General features: G+C 69.6%; 15 protein-coding genes and 1 tRNA gene. 8 read left to right on the top strand and 8 right to left on the bottom strand.

The window, feature by feature from the left end:
• Positions 1-78: 78 nt before the first annotated feature.
• The 6 genes from ACESMR_RS03480 to ACESMR_RS03455 all read right to left on the bottom strand — a co-directional run bounded on the left by ACESMR_RS03480 (position 79) and on the right by ACESMR_RS03455 (position 8,704).
• Complete coding sequence (locus ACESMR_RS03480) at positions 79-846, bottom strand: methyl-accepting chemotaxis protein (protein WP_373045075.1); 768 nt, start codon at positions 844-846, stop codon at positions 79-81.
• Positions 843-1,229 carry a response regulator gene (locus ACESMR_RS03475; protein ID WP_373045073.1) on the bottom strand — a complete coding sequence of 129 codons (387 nt, stop codon included), beginning with the start codon at positions 1,227-1,229 and terminating at the stop codon, positions 843-845. The genes ACESMR_RS03480 and ACESMR_RS03475 overlap by 4 nt, the downstream gene beginning before the upstream one ends.
• Positions 1,222-4,092, bottom strand: a complete 2,871-nt coding sequence (locus ACESMR_RS03470) for a DUF3053 family protein (protein WP_373045072.1) — start codon at positions 4,090-4,092, stop codon at positions 1,222-1,224. Before ACESMR_RS03470 ends, ACESMR_RS03475 begins: the two co-directional genes overlap by 8 nt.
• Positions 4,089-5,252 (bottom strand): FIST signal transduction protein, encoded by a 1,164-nt coding sequence (locus ACESMR_RS03465; RefSeq protein WP_373045070.1) that lies wholly within the window; start codon positions 5,250-5,252, stop codon positions 4,089-4,091. Before ACESMR_RS03465 ends, ACESMR_RS03470 begins: the two co-directional genes overlap by 4 nt.
• A 22-nt stretch (positions 5,253-5,274) precedes the next feature.
• On the bottom strand, positions 5,275-6,978 hold the full coding sequence (locus ACESMR_RS03460; protein ID WP_373045068.1) for a cytochrome C: 1,704 nt from the start codon (positions 6,976-6,978) through the stop codon (positions 5,275-5,277).
• Between the two features lie 199 nt (positions 6,979-7,177).
• Complete coding sequence (locus tag ACESMR_RS03455) at positions 7,178-8,704, bottom strand: short-chain fatty acyl-CoA regulator family protein (RefSeq protein ID WP_373045066.1); 1,527 nt, start codon at positions 8,702-8,704, stop codon at positions 7,178-7,180.
• Positions 8,705-8,959: 255 nt separating this feature from the next.
• Here ACESMR_RS03455 and ACESMR_RS03450 point away from each other — a divergent pair, with 255 nt between their 5' ends.
• From ACESMR_RS03450 to ccrA, 7 genes are read left to right on the top strand one after another with little or no spacing between them, the layout of a single operon-like run.
• Positions 8,960-9,472 carry a MaoC family dehydratase gene (locus ACESMR_RS03450; protein WP_373045064.1) on the top strand — a complete coding sequence of 171 codons (513 nt, stop codon included), beginning with the start codon at positions 8,960-8,962 and terminating at the stop codon, positions 9,470-9,472.
• On the top strand, positions 9,469-10,623 hold the full coding sequence (locus ACESMR_RS03445) for an acyl-CoA dehydrogenase family protein (RefSeq protein ID WP_373045062.1): 1,155 nt from the start codon (positions 9,469-9,471) through the stop codon (positions 10,621-10,623). Before ACESMR_RS03450 ends, ACESMR_RS03445 begins: the two co-directional genes overlap by 4 nt.
• Before the next feature lie 11 nt (positions 10,624-10,634).
• Complete coding sequence (locus ACESMR_RS03440; protein WP_373045060.1) at positions 10,635-11,195, top strand: MaoC family dehydratase; 561 nt, start codon at positions 10,635-10,637, stop codon at positions 11,193-11,195.
• 45 nt (positions 11,196-11,240) lie between these two features.
• Entirely contained in the window at positions 11,241-12,266 is a 1,026-nt protein-coding gene (locus tag ACESMR_RS03435) for an HpcH/HpaI aldolase/citrate lyase family protein (RefSeq protein ID WP_373045058.1), read from the top strand.
• Positions 12,263-13,939: a methylmalonyl-CoA mutase gene (locus tag ACESMR_RS03430; RefSeq protein WP_373045056.1), complete on the top strand. Its 1,677-nt coding sequence runs from the start codon at positions 12,263-12,265 to the stop codon at positions 13,937-13,939. Before ACESMR_RS03435 ends, ACESMR_RS03430 begins: the two co-directional genes overlap by 4 nt.
• A 10-nt stretch (positions 13,940-13,949) precedes the next feature.
• A complete protein-coding gene (locus tag ACESMR_RS03425; protein WP_373045054.1) occupies positions 13,950-14,414 on the top strand; it encodes a cobalamin B12-binding domain-containing protein in 465 nt (154 codons plus the stop codon).
• The gene (gene ccrA, locus ACESMR_RS03420; protein ID WP_373045052.1) at positions 14,411-15,673 is read left to right on the top strand and encodes a crotonyl-CoA carboxylase/reductase; all 1,263 of its coding nucleotides are present in this window, start codon (positions 14,411-14,413) and stop codon (positions 15,671-15,673) included. Before ACESMR_RS03425 ends, ccrA begins: the two co-directional genes overlap by 4 nt.
• A gap of 103 nt (positions 15,674-15,776) precedes the next feature.
• Here the strand turns inward: ccrA and ACESMR_RS03415 are convergent, their stop codons facing one another.
• A complete protein-coding gene (locus ACESMR_RS03415; protein WP_373045050.1) occupies positions 15,777-16,439 on the bottom strand; it encodes a hypothetical protein in 663 nt (220 codons plus the stop codon).
• Between the two features lie 341 nt (positions 16,440-16,780).
• Here ACESMR_RS03415 and ACESMR_RS03410 point away from each other — a divergent pair, with 341 nt between their 5' ends.
• The gene (locus ACESMR_RS03410) at positions 16,781-17,836 is read left to right on the top strand and encodes an ATP-dependent DNA ligase (RefSeq protein WP_373045048.1); all 1,056 of its coding nucleotides are present in this window, start codon (positions 16,781-16,783) and stop codon (positions 17,834-17,836) included.
• A 44-nt stretch (positions 17,837-17,880) separates the two neighbouring features.
• Here ACESMR_RS03410 and ACESMR_RS03405 read toward each other — a convergent pair.
• A tRNA-Ala gene (locus ACESMR_RS03405) sits at positions 17,881-17,956 on the bottom strand.
• Between the last annotated feature and the right edge of the window lie 67 nt (positions 17,957-18,023).

The following is an 18,023-nucleotide window of genomic DNA, read 5'->3' as shown; positions in this document are numbered from 1 at the left end:
CTCCGTCGAAGGAGGAGAGATACCGGACGTCGGCGCGGGGGAAAAGGCCCTCGCGCCTCGAAGCGGCCGGGCAGGCGGCTACTCGATCCGCTCCTCGAGCTCCGCCGCGATCCCCCGGAGCGAGACGCCGGTCTCGGTGAGGGCGACCACGCCGCGGAGCGCTCCCTCGGAGGCCTCCTGCTGCTGCAGCGTGGCGATCCCGATCTCCCTGGCGGCGGACGCCGTCTCCTCCGCGCAGGTGAGGATCTCCCCGAGGCTGGCGGTGGCGGCGAGGCCGAGTTCCTCCGCGTCGATGGCCACGTCGCGGTTGCGCTCCGAGGCCTGCAGCGCCGCCTCGCTCGCCTCGTGGGTCTGCTCGAGGAGCTCGCGGATCCCCCTGGTGCGCGCCGCCACGTTCTCCGCCATCCGCCGCATCTCCGCGGCGATCACCTGGAGACCGCGGCCCGCCTCCCCTGCCCGCGCGCCCTCGAGGGCGGCGTTGAGGGCGAGGAGATCGACGCGGTCGGAGAGATCGTCGATCACCTCCACCGCGCTGCCGATCGCGGCGATCTTCTCCGCCAGCGCCCCGAGGGCCCCGTGGACCGACGCGGCGTTGTCGTGGATCGCCTCGAGGCGCTGGACCATCCCGGCGGTCGCCTCCTCGCCGGCGCGGACCTGCACGAGGCTCCGCTCCGCGGCGCCCGCCACGCGACCTGCGCCCTGGGCGATCTCGTGGGAGGCGGCGTCGAGCTCCCGCATCGTCGCCGCCATCGACTGCAGCTCCGCCGCGTGGTCGACGAGCGCCTTGCGGTGGCGCTGCGCCAGCCCTCGGAGCTCCGATCCAGCGGTGTCGGCCCGGCGGTTCATCCCTGCGCCTTCCGCCGCCTGCCGTGCTCCTCGAGCTTGCGGACCAGCTCCTCGGGATCGGCGCTCTTGGAGATCCAGCCGTCCGCCTCCACGTCCCTGGCGAGGTTGCGGAGCGTGCTCTCGTCGTTGGCCGAGTAGAGGAGGAATTGCGTGCCCGGCGGCGCGTGGCGCCTGGCGACGCCGAGCACCCGGTCGCCGGAGAGCTGCGCCATGTTGACGTCGAGGAGCACCACGTCGGGCCTGTTGTGGCGCACCGTATTGGAGACGCCGAGCGCGGAGCTGCTGGTCTGGACCTCGATGCCGTAGCCGCCGAGGAGGCGCTGCACCATCGAGAGGTGGAGCGCGTCGTCGTCGACAACGAGGACGCGGAGCGGTTCAGCCATGGCTTCTCCCTTCGAGGTGGTTGCGAATCGCCGCGATCAGCGCCTCCCGATCCACCGGCTTGGTGAGGTAGTCGTCGCAGCCCGCCTCCCTGGCGCGGGCCTGATCCTCGCGGCTGGCGTGGGCGGTGAGCGCGATCACGGGGACGTGGCGGAGCGCTTCGTCCGCCTTGATCCGCCGCGTCGCCTCCCAGCCGTCCATCCGCGGCAGCGAGAGATCCATGAGGACGAGGGCGGGCCGATCGAGGCGCGTGCGCGCGACGCCGTGCTCGCCGTCCTCCGCCTCGATCACCTCGAAGACGCCCTGCAGGTAACGACGGACCACGTCGCGGTTCTGCGGAGAGTCCTCCACGTAGAGGATCCGGGGCAGCTGGGCGAGGGCCTCGCGGCGGTTCTCGACCACGGTGCGCCGGGCCTCCGCCACGATCTCCTCGAGGGAGCGACCGCCCTTCTGCACCACGTTCGCCATCCCCTCCCGCAGCACCTGCTCCTCCGCTGTGGTGAGGCGCTTGCCGGTGAGGACCACCACCGGCACCTGCGACCCCTCGGCCCGCACCTGCTGGAGCACCTCGAAGCCGTCCCGCCCCGGCATCACCAGGTCGAGGATCACCAGCGAAGGCGGCGCCACCCGCAGACGCAGCAGGGCCTCGTCGCCGTTCTGCGCCAGCGCCACGGGGAAGCCCGCCGCCTCGAGGCTGCGCGCCACCAGCGAGCGGGTGTCCGCGTCGTCGTCGACAACGAGGACCTCGCCCTTGCCCTGCGCGGTGAAGCGCCCCACCACCGAGACGAGGCGCTGCGGCTCCACCGGCTTCACCAGGTATTCGCAGGCGCCGAGGGAGAAGCCCTTCGCGCGGTGCTCCTCCACCGAGAGGAGGATCACCGGCACCGAGGCGAGGACGGGATCCGACTTGAGCTCCGCCAGCACACTCCAGCCGTCGAGGCGCGGGAGGTGGAGATCGAGCACCACTGCGGACGGACGGGCCTCCCGGGCCAGTTCCAGCGCCTCGATCCCGTCGGCAGCGCCGATCACCTCGAACCCCTCGCCCTCCAGCTCGCCACGGAGGAGCTGGTGGATGAGCGGATCGTCGTCCACCACGAGGACCAGCGGCGTCTCCTCGCCCGTGCGTGCCACCGGCGCCGGGGTTGGCTTGCTCATCGCGCCCTGCACCACGCCCGGCAGGCGCACGGTGAAGGTCGAGCCGCGGCCGAGGGTCGAGGCCACCTCGACGGCGCCGCCGAGGAGCCGGGAGAGCTCGCGCACGATGGCGAGGCCGAGGCCGGTGCCGCCGACCTTGCGGGTGCTGGAGCCGTCCACCTGCCGGAACTTCTCGAAGACGAAGGGGAGCTGGTCCGCCGGAATGCCGACGCCGGTGTCCTCCACCACGATCCGGATGCCGTCGGCCTCCGCGCCGATCTGCAGCACCACCTCGCCGCTCTCGGTGAACTTCGCTGCGTTGGAGAGCAGGTTGAGCAGGACCTGGCGCAGCTTGAGGCCGTCGGTCCGCACCAGCTCGACGGCAGGCTCCACCTGGGTGACGAGCTCCACCGGCTTGCCCTTGAGGTACTCGCGGACGGTGGCGGTGCACTCCTCGACGAGGGTACCCAGCTCCACGTCCTCCACCACCACGTCGACCACCCCCGACTCGATCTTGGAGAGGTCGAGAATGTCGTTGATCAGGGCGAGCAGCGTGCGGGCGTTGGCCTTGATCACGCCGAGGTCGCGCCTGCCGTGGGGCGTGAGCCGCTGCCCCTCCTCGCGGCCGAGCAGATCGGCGTAGCCGATCACCGCGTTGAGCGGCGTGCGGATCTCGTGGGAGAAGTTGGCGAGGAATTCGCTGCGCAGCCGCGCTTCCGTCTCCAGCGCGCGGCTCTTCTCCTCGGCGGTACGCTTGGCCTGCGCCAGCGCGGTGGCGAAGCGATCGAGGTCTTCGTTCTGCTGCCGGATGATCTCCATCTGCAGCGCGCGCTGCTGGTAGCTCGCCAGGGAGCGGGCGGAGATCGCCTGGCTGCGCTCCACCTCGCGCAGGCTCGCCTCGAGCTGCTGGTTCGCCTCCTCGAGCATGCGGTGCTGCGCCTGCAGCTGCGACTCGGCGCGCTTGCGATCGGTGACGTCCTCGGTGACGCCGAGGAGCCAGCGGGCTTCGCCCTTCTCGTCGAGGAGGGGGATCTTGCGCGTGGCGTAGACCCGGTCCTCGCCCTCGACGCCGGTGCGGGCGACCTCCTCGAAGGAGCGCATCTCCTTCGACGCGAGCACGCCGCGGTCGCTCTCGATGAAGGACGCCGCCTGCTCCTGCGGGAAGTAATCCTCGTCGAGCTTGCCGAGGAGCCATTCCTTGGTGGTGCCGAAGGCGTCGGCGAAGGTCTTGTTGACCACCCGGAGCCGGAGCTCCTCCGCGTCCTTCACGAAGAGCACGAACGGGATGCTGTCGATGATCCGCTCGAGCAGCATGTTCTGCTCGCGCAGGACCGCCTCCTCCGCCCGGCGGCGTCGATCCTCCACCGAGGCGCGGAGCTCGCGCTCGACGACGGGGCCGAGGCGGGCGATCGCCTCGCGCCAGACGAAGTCGCTGGCGCCTGCGGCCATCGCCGCCTGCATCGCCTCCTCGGACCAGGCCTCCGCGAAGATCACCAGCCGCATCGGCTCTGCGGGGATCCCGAGGATCACCCCTGCGTCGAGGCCGGGGAGTTCGGCGGCGACAACCACGTCGGCGGGCTGGCGGAGCGCCGACTCCAGCTCCGCCCGGCTCGCGGCGCAGTCGACCTGCGCCACGACGCCGGCGATGGAGAGGGCTTGCTTGAGCGCTTCCGCGCCAGCGGGGTTGGCGACGACGACGATCCGCCGCCCGGGGCTCGTTTCATTCTTCATTCGTTCGATCCGAAGGCCAGCATGGTGAGCGTGGTGTTGATGTGGAAGCCCGAGTAGAGCTCGAAGTGGCAGTTGAAACCGGCGCTGGGCGGCGCCGCGCGGAATGCCTCGGAGAGCGCGCCCACCTGCCCCATCGCCCCCGCCATCCACATCCGGCCGCTGCAGTGGAAGTGGATCGCCGCCTGCGGGTTCGGAACGCGCGCCGGCAGCTCCTGCTCGAAGAAGCGGCGGGTGAGCCCCACCATGTCGCCGAGCCGCATCAGCTCGAGCTCGGTGTCTTCGTGCATCAGGTTGGCGAAGAGGATCGAGCCGTCCGGCAGCGGCTTCCACGGCGCCCGCATGAAATACTCGCGGCCCACCTTCATCGCCGTGGGCCGCACGCCGAAGCCGGTGGGCGAGCCGAATTCGAGCTCCTCCACGGGCACGTCGAGGAGCTCGGCGTAGCGCGCGGCGGCGGGCTTGCCGTCGATCTCGAGGACCCGCTTGCAGGTGGCGTCGGTCTTCGTGACCCGGATCATCTGGCCGGTGGGCTCGTACCAATGGGAGCGCAGCGCCGCCCACGGGGCGTCGGTGCGCACCAGGGTGGTGATCACCGCGTCGGTGACCACCTCGCCGTCGAGGTGGAGCAGCGCCGACTGCTTCTCCGGATCGCCCTCGTGATCGGCGGCGCCGCCGCCCACCACGATGAGCGCCTGGTTGCGCTCCAGCACGCCGAGGAGGAGCTCCTCCTTGCGGTAGCGGAAGCCGTCGTCGATGACCATCGCCACGTATTTGCGCGGGTCCAGATCGGCGGGCCTCGTCCCCAGCTCCGCCGCTGCCCGCTCGATGGCGCGGTTGCCTGCCCCCACCGCATCGACGGAGAGGCCGGCGCCGAGACCGAGCCCCACCTCGAAATCCCCGGAGAGCGCGCCGATCACGGCGGTGCCCTCGTGGATCCCGTCGCGATCGATCTCGCCGGCGGTGGTGGCGCCGACGAGCCGGCAGCTCTTCGGCAACCGCTCGCGCAGGGCCCGGTTGAGGGCCCCCGCGTCGCGATCGCGGGAGTGGAAGAGGTTCACCAGCTTCGGCGTGGCGCCGCCGAGCTGGGAGACGAGTGCTTCTGCTGCGCGGACGGGATCCCGCTCGCTCGTGCGTGCGGAATGGAGCTCTACCCTGGCCATTTCTCTACTCCCCCTCTGGATTCTAGAAGCCGCTGCCGGGATGCGTCTGGTGGCAGCCGTCGGTGCAGGAGGCGAAGGACTCCGCGCCGCCGCCGACGTAGATGCTCTCGACCGGGCCGAAGGCCTGCTCGTGCCACGCCGGGTACTCGGTGTGGCAGGAGAGGCAGGCGCTCTTGCTCACCCGCTGCGTGGTCTGCTGGTCGAGGTGGCAGGTGGTGCAGCGCTCCAGCGGTGCGTCGAATCGGTCGGAGCGCGAGTGGACGAAGTGGGTGCGCACGTAGATCGGCCCCTCGAGCTCGAAGCTGAGCGGCGCGTGGCAGCCGTTGCAGGCGGCGCGGTTGGCGTTGGCGTGGAGCACCCGGGAGAGCTCGCCGCCGTTCTGGTGGCAGCTCTCGCAATTGCCGGTGGCGAGGTGGGCGACGGTCCGCTCCTGCTGGCCCACCTGGATCTCGATGGTGGTGCTGGCGGGGCGATCCTCGCCCTGGTAGACGCGCCGGCCCTTGGTGGTGACGAGATAGGTGCCGGGTGCGGCATCCGCCGGGATGTGGAAGGTGAACTCGTCGCTCACCGGGGCGGCCCAGCCCGCGTGCGTGGGATCGAAGGCGCCGCCGAAGAGATCCGAGGCCTGGGGGATGGTGGTGAACTCGGCGTAGACGCCGTCGCGGGCGGGCGTGCCGATCACCTGGGCGCCCGGAGCGAAGAAGAGCGAGAGATCGACCACGCTGCGGATCGGACGGATGTCCTGGGCGGGCCCGATGATCTGCGCCATCAGCATCCGCTCGCGGTGCTTGCGGCGGTAGTAGGTGGCGCTCGGATCGAAGAAGGCCCGGTAGTACTGGATGCCGGCGGGGTCGCCGGCGAAGACCACGTCGTTGTAGGTCGGGAGCACGCCCTGCGGATGGAGGGGCGTGCCGCTGCCGTCCTGCAGCGTCATCCGGAAGGTGATGTCGGTGCCGGGTGCGTAGGTGCCGTCGGCGCGGGGCGCGGTGAGGGGCGCGAGGGCGATCGCGAAGCCGTAGTCCCATCCCGGCTGCACGACCTGGCGCAGCGGCACCTCGTAACGCTGCCAGGGCTTGAGGCTCCACTCCACCTGCAGCGCCGCCGCGTGGGGGTGGAGGAGGAAGGACTGCGGCGTGCCGCGGGCGTGCCGCAGCTCCACCAGCGCCTCCTCCTCGAAGCGGCTGGCGGTGGAGCAGTCGTCGAGGGCGGCGCAGTCGTGGGTCCACTGGATCGCGCGCAGGCGCCGCACGAAGAAATCGTCGCCGGGCTGGCGCGCGTCGTCGGTCCCAGCCTCCAGCACCAGCGGCCTGCCCACCGGAACGCCGCTGCAGTCGAGCTGCTGCACCACGAAGGAGCTCGCCTGCTCCATCCACGCTGCGTCGCGGAAGAAGCGGCGGCGGGTGAAGGTGCCGTCGGCGTTGGCGAGGAGCACGAACTCCTCGTCGGCCAGGCGCACGCCGCTCCAGTCGAGATCGGCGAAGTCGCCTTCGGCGGCGAGATCGTCGACGCCTGCGTCTACCGACGCGGCGAGGGCCGCCCGCAGATCGATCTGGTCGACGTAGTAGCGCCCGCCCGCCTGGAGCTCGAGGGGCACGCCGTGGCCGTCCTCGATCTCGAGGGCGATGCCGACCGGATCGTTGCTGGCGAGGGCGGCGGTGGGGAGCAGGCCGAGGAGCAGGGCTCCCAGCTGGAGATGAGGCGCAAGCGACTTCCCGAACGAAGCCATCACACGCTCCTGGCGGGGAGCGTCTCCTGGGATCGCTGCCCGCATGGGGTAGGGTTCTTTGCTGCAATTTGAACGATTTGCAGCGAAAGCCTACCCATGGGGGGAGAAGGCGCAAGAGGGGATTTGCAACCCCGCGCAACGACTGGGAGCACACAGTGTGTGCGGTGGTGGGCAAGGGGCCGTACGGAGAGCAGGAGCGCTACGGCTGCTGGCCCGCGCTCCTGTTCCTGCCCTTCGTCGCCGGCGCAGTCTTCTGATCCTTGTGCATCAGCGGCGAGAAGAAGCTCTCCTTCTTCGTGTACTCGTCGAAGGAGAACGCGAAGCGGTAGGAGGGCGCAGCCCGCTGGTTGCAGTCGGTGCGCTCGCAGAAGCGGCAGCTCACCCCTGCAGGAACGGCGTGGCGCTTGATCTCCGCCTGGCTGGTGGGAAGGCCGTTGGCGTAGGAGAGGAATTTCGCGTCGTCTGCGACGGTGCCCATGCCGATCGACCAGGCCGTGCCCCGCTCCACCGATCCCTCGATGGGGTTCACCATCGCCTTGGCGAAACAGAAATACATGGTGCCGTCGGGGAGCACGGAGAATTGCCGCCGCAGGATCGAGGGGGTGAGGAAGGCCACGTGCACCGCCCACTTCGGGCAGGAGCCCCCCTGCACCGCGAAGCGCAGCCCGGTGGCGCTGTAGCGCTTGGAGATGTTCCCTGCTGCGTCCGCACGGAGGAAGTGGAAGGGAACGCCGCGGCGCCTCGGATCCGAGAGATTGCAGAGGCGGTGGGCGACGGTCTCGTACGTCACGCCGAAGATCGCCGCGAGGGCGTCCACGTCGTAGCGCGTCCGCTGCGCCTCCCGGAAGAATTCGCCATAGGGAAGGAGCAGCGCCCCGGCGAAGTAGTTGCCGAGGTTCACCTTGATCAGCTTCGCCGTCTCCACGTGGCGGATCCGCGCGCCGGCGGTGATCCGCTCGGCGAGGCCGCTCCGATCCACCACCAGGATCCCCATCGCCGCGGCGAGCTGGAATTTCAGGGGCTGCTCGGTGAGCGAAGGCGAGAGCTGGAGCACGGCCTCGTCGGGATCGAGGTGGCGCACCACGGAGGAGCGGCTGAAGCTCTTCGACTCGACCCGCACGCCGAAGCGTTCCCCGAGGACGCGGCGTAGATCCTCGGAGGTGGCCTGCCGCCCGAGCCTGCCGTCGATCCGCACCTCCTCCGCCGCGGCCTCCAGCTCGGGGAAATGGTTCTGGTGGGCCTCGAGGAAATCGACCACCTCGTCGAAGGGCGAGTAGTCGCGGCCGAGCGCCGGGTCGCCTGGCGCCCCGGGCCCCTCGGTCGAGATCCGCGTGAGCAGGTTGTCGAGCTGGCTGCGGGTGTTCTTGTAGAGCTGGAAGAGCGCGGCGACGGTCCCGATCAGCTTCGGCTCCGCGGAGAGGCGCTCCAGCGACGCCGCGTCGAAGTCGAGGGAGCGGAGCAGCGGGTCCTCGATCAGCCGGGCCAGCGCCTCGTCGACCGTCCCCTCCCCGAGGCTGGACATGAAGGCCTCGGGATCCTGCTGGTAGAGCCGCAGGCATTTCCAGAGCAGCGGGAAGGGGATCACCCGCTTCCCCTTCTCGATCAGGTTGAGATAGGCCGGCGAGACGCCGATCTCCCGGGCCACGTCGGCCTGCTTCAGGCCCCGCTCGAGACGGAGGGCGCGGATCTTCAGCCCCACGTTGGCGTTGAGACGGGTGTCGTTCATCGGCGGCTCCCTCTCGTCTGGTGGAACGGCGCGGGGGCCGGCCCATCCGGGTCGGGTGCGCTCCCGTTCCCCTCTGCGCAGCGCGTCGCCACATTCCCGCGGCAAGCCCCGGGCGAGTCTTCCCTTTACCGGCTACCTGGCGAGTAAAGGGATTCCCCCTCGCCCTGTCAATTTACAGATTTGCAACCCACGGGTTGACGCACCGCGCAGTGGGTGCTTACCCGTGGAGGGCAAAGCTCCTGGGGAGGGCTCTCGATGAGCAAGCGCAGGGTGGTCCAGTACGGGCGGTATTTCGAGGACTTCCAGGTGGGAGACACCTACCGCCACCACTGGGGCCGCACCGTCGGCGAGGGCGAGTGCTCGCTCTTTACGACCTGGACCATGAACGCCAACCCACTCTACTTCAACAAGGTCTACGCCCGCGCCCTCGGCCATCCCGACACGCCTGTAAATCCGCTCCTGGTGATGAACGTGGTCTTCGGGATGACCGTCGAGGACCTCTCGGAGCAGGCCCTCGCCCACCTCGGCTATTGGCGGATGCACTTCGCCCGCCCCGTCTACCCGGGGGACACGCTCTTCGCCGAGTCCACCGTCCTCGACAAGCGCGCCTCGGAATCGAAGGACGACAGGGGGATCGTCCACGTGCGCACGGTGGGGACCAACCAGCACGGCGAAGAGGTGATCAGCTACGAGCGGAAGATCCTGGTGAAGAAGCGCAGCAGCTACGAGGCGCCCACCAAGGCCCCCGGTGCCATGGAGGTCGCATGATCTCCGCCGACCACCGGATGATCCAGGAGTCGGTGCGCGACTTCGCCAGGGCCGAGGTCGATCCGATCGCGAGCGAGCTCGACAACCAGGCAGCCGAGATCCCGATGCCGCTCATCCGCAAGATGGCGGAGCTCGGCTACTTCGGCCTGATCTTCCCGGCGGAATACGGCGGCAGCGGTCTCGACACCCTCTCGATGGCCCTGGTCACCGAGGAGCTCTCCCGGGCATGGCTTTCGGTGGGCTCGGTGATGACCCGGATGATCATCACCGGCTCGCTCATCCACGCCAACGGCACCGAGGAGCAGAAGCGGCTGTGGCTCCCGAAGATCTGCTCCGGCGAGATGCTCGCCGCTGCGGCCTTCACCGAGCCCGACGTCGGCTCCGACGCAGCCGGGGTGAAGACCCGCGCGGTGCGGCAGGGCGACAAATACGTGGTCAACGGCGAGAAGGCCTGGTGCACCTTCGCCAACCGCGCCCACGTCCTCTGCACGCTGGTGCGCACCAACCCCGACCGCCCCAAACACAAGGGCCTCTCGATGCTGCTGATCGAGAAGGAGCCCGGCGACGGCTTCGATCCGCCCCGCCTCTCCGGCAGCCCCATCCCCACCATCGGCTACAAGGGGATGAACTCGTACAACGTCGCCTTCGACAACTACGAGGTCCCTGCGGAGAACCTCCTCGGCGGCGAGGAGGGCAAGGGCTTCTACCAGCTCATGGCCACCTACGAGTACGCGCGGATCCAGACCGCCGCGCGGGCGGTGGGCGTGGCGCAGGCAGCCCTCGACGCCGCGATCCAATACGCGAAGGAGCGCGAGCAATTCGGCAAGCCGATCGCCGAGTTCCAGATCATCCGGCACAAGCTCGCCCACGCGGCCACCGAGATCGAGGCGGCGCGGCAGCTGACCCACTACGCCTGCCAGATGAAGGACACGGGCAAGCGCTGCGACCTCGAGGCGGGCATGGCCAAGGCCTTCGCCGCCGAGATGGCGGAGCGGGTCACCAGCGAATGCCTGCAGGTCTTCGGCGGCTACGGCTACAGCCGCGAATACCCGGCGCAGCGCTATTGGCGCGACGCCCGGGTCTTCCGGATCTTCGAAGGCACCTCCGAGATCCAATACGAGGTCATCGCCAAGCGGCTCCTCGCCGACTGAGGGAGAGAGGCATGGTCATGAAGGAGAAGGAGCTGAAGGAGGGCGCGCTCCTGCAGCGGGTCGCGGCCCGGGCCCTCGAGGGACGCAGGCTCACCCGCGACGACAACTACTGGGAGGACTTCGAGGTCGGCGAGACCATCGTCCACCCGCGCGGCCGCACCATCGCCGACACCGAGCACATGGCGCTGACCAACATCGTGCTCAACACCGCGCAGCTGCACTTCAACCAGGCGATGTGCGACGAGCAGCCCGGCACCTATTTCGAAGGGCGCCGCGTGGTCTACGGCGGGATCGTCTTCGCCTTCCTGGTGGGGCTCGCCTCCGAGGAGACCAGCGAGAACGCGCTGGCCGAGCTCTCCTACGACGAGGGCCGCCACAAGAGCCCGGTCTTCGCCGGCGACACGCTCTTCGCCGAGTCGACGGTGCTGGAGAAGCGCGCGAGCCCCGAACGCGAGGACGCCGGCGTCGTCAAATTCCTCCTCGTCGGCAAGAACCAGCGGGGCCAGACCGTGCTCGAGATCACCCGCGAGGTGCTGGTGAAGCGCAAGAGCCACTGGTCCACCGGGGCCTGAAACGAAAGCGGCGGCGGCCGCCACTGCCGCCACGGGAGAGATCCGATGCAGAAGCAGGCAGCGCAGCAGAAGAAGGACGCACGGCCCTGGGACCAGCTCGTCATCGCCCGCGAGTTCAACGTGCGGCGCACCGAGCTCACCTGCCCCGCCCACTCGCTCAAGATGATGAGCAAGGCGGCGGATTCCGGCGCCGACGAGGTGATCCTCGACCTCGAGGATTCCTGCGCCGTTTCGCAGAAGATCGCCGCCCGCGGCACGCTGGTGGAGGCGCTCACCACCCTCGACTTCAAGGGCAAGATCCGCGCGATCCGGCCCAACAACATCCGCACGAAGTATTTCTACCGCGATCTGATCGAGGTGCTCGAGGCCGCCGGCCGCAACGTCGACGTGGTGGTGATCCCCAAAGTCTACGGGGCGGAGGACGTGCTCTTCGTCGACCGCCTGATCACGCAGATCGAGGAGAACGCGGGCCTCGAGATGGGCCGGATCAAGCTCGAGGTGCTGATCGAGAGCGCCCGCGCGATGCTCCACGCCGAGGAGATCGCCGCCTGCACGCCGCGCATGGCCTCGCTCATCTTCGGCATCGCCGATTACGCCGGCGACATCGGCTCCAAGGAGATGACCACCGAGCAGTTCCAGGTGCACCACTACCCCAAGGCCCACACCATCGCCGCCGCCCGCGCAGCCGGCATCGACGTCGTCGACAACGTCACCCTCCAATTCCGCGACCTCGAGCAGGTCCGCAAGGACGCGGAATACGGCGCGAAGATGGGCTTCGACGGCAAGTGGGCGATCCACCCCTCGCACATCGACATCATCAACTCGGTCTACACGCCCTCCAGAGAGGAGCTGGAGCGGGCGCTGGCGATCATGGAGGCCTACCAGAAGGCCGACACCGACCAGGGCGTCGGCGCCATCGTCTTCGGCGACGAGATGGTCGACGCCGCCACACTGCGGGTGGAGTGGAAGAAGATCGCGGTGGCGAAACGCGCCGGGATCCTCGACGAGAACAACCGGATCGTCGAGCGCAAGGACGGCGCCGGCACGCAGCAGGCGGGGGCGCGGGCGTGAGCGATCGCGGCGCCGACGAACGGGAGCTCTCGACCGGCGAGGCCCCGGCGCGCGACGAGGGCGCCATCCGCGCGCCCCGTCCCGCCACCTCGGCGCGCGTGCGCCACGCGCCCCGCTACGAGACCCGCTCCGGCATCCCCCTGCAGCCCTTCTACGGCCCGGAGGACGTGCGGAGCGAGGCCGCGCCCCCGCCGGGCCAGTTCCCCTTCACCCGCGGGATCTTCCCCGACATGTACCGGGGCAAGGTCTGGACGATGCGCCAATACGCCGGTTTCGGCACGCCGGAGGAGACCAACGAGCGCTTCCGCTTCCTCCTCGAGGCGGGCCAGACCGGCCTCTCCCTGGCGCTCGATCTGCCCACCCAGCTCGGCCTCGACTCGGACGATCCGATGGCAGCCGGCGAGGTGGGCAAGGTCGGCGTGGCCATCGACTCGCTGGCGGACATGGAGACGGTCTTCGCGCAGATCCCCCTCGACCGCGTCTCCACCTCGATGACCATCAACGCCACCGCCGCGATCCTGCTGGCGATGTACGAAGCCGTGGCGCGGCAGCAGGGCGTGGCGCCCGAGCGGATCAGCGGCACCGTCCAGAACGATCTGCTCAAGGAGTTCGGCGCCCGCGGCGCCTGGGTCTTCCCGATCGAGCCCTCGATGCGGCTCGCCCTCGACGTGATCGAGGACACGGTGCAGCGGCTGCCCCGCTTCAACCCGATCTCGATCGCCAGCCACTACCGCGACGCAGGCGCCAACCCTGCCGAGGAGATGGCCTACACCCTCGCCGCCGGCATGGCCTACGTGCGCGGGCTCCTCGACCGCGGCCTCGATCCAGACGCCTTCGGCAAGCGCCTCTCCTTCTTCTTCTACACCTACGTGAACTTCTTCGAGGAGGTGGCCAAGTACCGCGCGGGCAGGCGGATCTGGGCCCGCTTCATGAAGGAGGTCGGCGCCGGCGAGAACGCCCAGCGGCTCCGGGCCGCCTGCGTCTGCGGCGGCCAGTCGCTCACCCGCGCCGAGCCCCTGAACAACGTCGCCCGGATCACCCTCGAGGCCTTCGCCGTCACCTGCGCCGGGCTGCAGTCGGTCTTCACCGCAGCCTACGACGAAGCCTTCGCCATCCCCACCGAGCTCTCCGCCAGGACCTCGCTGCGCGTGCAGCAGATCCTCGAGAAGGAGACCGAGGTGGCGAAGGTCGCCGATCCCCTCGGCGGCTCCTATTTCGTAGAGGCCCTCACCGACCAGATGGAAGGCGCGATCCGCGCGGTGCTCGATCGCATCGACGCGCAGGGCGGCATGGAGAAGGCCCTCGAGACCGGCTGGCTCCAGATGCAGATCGGCCGCCGCGCCTACGAATGGCAGCGCGGCGTCGACAGTGGGGAGATCCCGGTGGTGGGCGTCAACGTCCACCGCAGCGAGGCCGAAGAGCAGGCGATCGAGCAGCAGGCGCTCTCCACCGAGGCGCAGGAGCGGCAGCGCAGCTCCCTCGCCCGGGTGCGCGGGGCGCGCGATCCGGCGCAGGTGCGGCAGGCGCTGCGCCGGGTGGAGGAGACCGCACGCAGCAGGGAGAACCTGATGCCTTCGATCCGCGAGGCGGTGCTCGCCTACGCGACCGTCGGCGAAATCACCCAGAGCATCAAGCAGGTATTCGGGGAGTACCAGCCCCCGTCCCGCTTCTAGGAGAGCAGCCATGCACGCAGCGACCGAGTTGGGCTACACCCCCCGCATCCTCGTGGCCAAGCCGGGCCTCGACGGCCACGACCGTGGCGCGAAGGTGATCGCCTCCGCCCTGCGCGACGCGGGCATGGAGGTGATCTACACCGGCCTGCGCGCCAGCGTCCCCGCCATCGCTGCGGCTGCGGTGCAGGAGGGCGTGGATCTCGTCGGCCTCTCGATCCTCTCCGGCGCCCACCTCTCCATCTGCAAGCAGCTTCGCGAGGAGCTGACGAAGCGCGGCGCGCAGGATCTCCCGGTGCTGCTCGGGGGCGTGATCCCGCAGTCCGATTGGCCCCTCCTCGCAGAGCTCGGGGTGAAGCGGGTCTTCGGGCCCGAGTCGCCCCTCGAGGAGGTGGTGCAGTTCGTCCAGTGGCTCGTGGAGCCGAAGGCGTGGGCGGCGCCGCAGACCCCTGCGGCGCTGCAACAGGAGGGTGCATGAGGGAGAAGGCGATCTACGACGTCGGCGAAATGCCGCCGCTGGGCCACGTGCCGAAAGCGATGCACGCCATCGTGATCCGCAAGGATCGCGAGGGCGAGCCACAGACGGCGATGCAGCACGAGCAGATGCCCGTCCCGGCGATCGGACCGAACGAGGTGCTGGTCTACGTGATGGGCGCCGGCGTCAACTTCAACGGCGTCTGGGCAGCCCGGGGCAAGCCGGTCTCGATCATGAAGAGCACCGGCGACGACTTCCACATCGCCGGCTCCGACGCCTCCGGCATCGTCTGGAAGGTCGGCTCCAACGTGAAGCGCTGGAAGGTCGGCGACGAGGTGGTCGTCCACTGCAACCAGTCCTGCGGCCAGTGCCCCGAGTGCAACGGCCTCGATCCGATGGCCTGCGCCGAGCAGAAGATCTGGGGCTACGAGACCAATTGGGGATCGTTCGCCCAGTTCACCAAGGTGCAGGCGCAGCAGCTGCTGCCGAAGCCCAGGCACCTCTCCTGGATGGACGCGGCGAGCTACGGCCTCACCTACTTCACCGCCTACCGCATGCTCGTCGATCAGGCCGAGATGAAGGCCGGCGACAACGTGCTGGTCTGGGGCGCCTCCGGCGGCCTCGGGATCTTCGCGGTGCAGCTCTGCAAGGTGATGGGCGCCAACGCCATCGCCGTGGTCTCGAGCCCGGCGAAGGCGGAGCTGGCGAAGTCCCTCGGCGCGAAGTGGACGATCAACCGGAAGGACTACGACTTCGCCAGGCGGGAGAACGAGACGCCGGAGCAGACGAAGCACCGGCTCGCGGAGACCAGGCGCCTCGGCAAGGCGATCCGCGAGATGACCGGCGGCAAGGACGTCGACATCGTCTTCGAGCACGTGGGGCGGGAGACCTTCCCCACCTCGGTGCTGCTCGCCAAGCGCTTCGGCAAGATCGTCATCTGCGGCGCCACCTCGGGCTACCACCTCGACTTCGACGTGCGCCACCTCTGGATGCGGCAGAAGCAGATCCTCGGCAGCCACTTCGCCAACGCCTACGAGGCCACCCGGGCGAACCAGCTGATCATCGAGGGCAAGGTCGTTCCCTACCTCGACGCGACCTACGCCTTCGACGACACGCCCCGGGCCCACCAGGACATGGCCGAGAACAAACACATGGGCAAGATGGCGATCGCCGTCGGCGCCGCCGCCGAGCTCCACGCGGAGGAGCCGGAGGAGGCCGCCGGCTACGAGGAGAGCATGCAGGAGAACGTGCCGGCGTTCTGACCCCCGGTGCGCCCACGGATATGGCAGTTGAGCCCAAAAAAAGCGCCGTGCCCCTTCGCAGGCGCACGGCGCTCTTCGTTTCAGGCGCTACGGCAGCCGGCGATCAGATCCGCCAGGCGGCGTAGATGGCGCCGAGGGTGCCGATGGTGGTGTCACCCGAGCCGTCCGGCTCCACGGTGTCGTCGCTGAGACCGCGGAAGGCGAGACCGAGGCCCCACTTGCCGCCGATGGCGAAGGCGGCGCCGTCGAACTTGTACTCCATGCCGAGGCCCGCGTTGATCTCGGTCCAGTCGAGGGCGTCGCCGATGGCGTCCTCGAGCTCGTCGTCGTCATCGGCGTCGGTGGAGTAGGAGACGATGCCGGTGTTGAACTCACCGAAGATGAAGGGCTGCAGGCCCTTGCGGTGCGGGGCCAGGTAGAAGCGGCCCTCGACGTCGATCACGAAGGCGGTGAGCGACGCGCCCTCGTCCTCGGGACCGACGCTGCGGTTGAGGAAGGAGAGGCCGATCAGCGGGGTGAACTGGCCGATGTCGTAGCCGATCTTGATGTCGCCGGTCGGGTCGAGGCCAGCACCGAGGGCGCTGGCGCCGCCGGAACCCTCGACGCCCTCCGCCCCGCTGCCGAAGGTGGCGAGGTTGAAGCTCTCGTTCCAGCCGAGCTCGAAACGAAGGCCCATCGGGCGGCGGGTGTTCTCCTGCGCCTCGGCAGGGGCGGCGACGGCGACGACCGAGGTCGCGAGGGCGGCAGCGGCGAGCATGCGAAGCATCTGAGCAAACCTCCGTAAGAGTTCGTCCAGCTGGATCAAGGCCCCGAAGTGGGGCCCGCAGCCGGGCCGCGAAGTTGTGCGGCGGCGAAGCGGACTCCTATCACACGGAAACCGGCGGTCTAGAAAAACGCGCCGAGGATCGGCAGCGCTTCTGCCGAGTTGCAGCGCTACCGTTCAGCAGCAGCCATTTCGCCCGCGGATCGCCACCAAATACGGGGGATCCCACGGCTTTTCTTCACCGGCAGCGAACGTGGGCAAATCGCGCCACCCGCCCACAGCCGAACGGAGGTAGCCCAGAGTGGAAGCCCGCCGAAAACGGCGCCGATGCCCATCCTTGGCCCATGGCTTTCGCGCTGCAGCCACCGATCGACCCGATGCTCGCCAGGCTGGCGGAGGAGATCCCCAGGGGCGACGACCTCGTCTACGAGCCGAAATGGGACGGCTTCCGCACCCTCGTCTACCGGGACGGCGAGCGGCTCCATCTCCAATCGCGCAACGGGCAGCCGATGGAGCGCTACTTCCCCGAACTCCACGGGCCGCTCCTCGACGCGCTCCCCGACGGCGCCGTCGTCGACGGCGAGCTCGTGGTGGGAGGCCCCACCGCCCTCGATTTCGACGCGCTGCTGCTGCGCATCCACCCCGCCGCCTCGCGGATCGAGAAGCTCTCCCGGGAGACGCCCGCCTCCTTCGTCGCCTTCGATCTGCTCGCGGCGCAGGGGCGCGACCTGCGTGCCCTGCCCTTCGAGGAGCGCCGGCGCCGCCTCGCGTCCGCGCTCCGCACCGGCCCCCGCATCCTGCTCACCCCGCAGACCGCCGACCCCCACCTCGCCGCCCGCTGGTTCTCCCGCTTCGAGGGCGCGGGCCTGGACGGCGTGATCGCGAAGAAGCGCTCGCTCCCCTACGTGGCCGGCGAGCGGGTGATGTGGAAGATCAAGCACGAGCGCACCGCCGAGTGCGTGGTCGGGGGCTACCGGAAGAGCACGAAGGGCGAAGGGGTCGCGTCGCTCCTCCTCGGTCTCTACGACGGGAGCGGCGTGCTCCACTACGTCGGCCACACCTCGGCGTTCCCGGCAAGGGAGCGCAAGGCGCTGCTCGAGCGGCTGCGGCCCTTCGAGGGCGGGCACTCCTTCGGCGCGGGACGGACGCCGGGTGGTCCGAGCCGCTGGTCGCGGGGGCGCGACCTCGGCTGGATCGCGCTGGAGGCGAAGCTCGTCTGCGAGGTGCGCTTCGACCAGCTCCAGGGGAATCGCTTCCGCCACGCGGCGCGCTTCCTGCGCTGGCGACCGGATCGCGACCCGGCCTCGTGCACCTTCGAGCAGCTGGCGCCGCCCCGCCCCTTCCAGCTGCGGGAGCTGGAGCGGCTCGCTGCGGACGCGGCGGCGCATCCCGGGGCTTAAAACGAAAACGGGCTGGTCGATTTGACCAGCCCGTTTCCACCGTTTGGTGGAGCAGAGGGGGATCGAACCCCTGACCTCCGCAATGCCATTGCGGCGCTCTCCCAGCTGAGCTACTGCCCCGTATTCTCATTCGTTTCGCTGCGCCGTTCAGCGCCGCGAAGTGGTGCCTTTCCTAACACAACTCGGC

Origin of the sequence: Vulgatibacter sp., from assembly GCF_041687135.1 — a bacterium.
Taxonomy (GTDB): domain Bacteria; phylum Myxococcota; class Myxococcia; order Myxococcales; family Vulgatibacteraceae; genus JAWLCN01.
The sequence above is the reverse complement of the archived record's forward strand: the minus strand, read 5'-3'. Positions and strand labels throughout refer to the sequence as shown.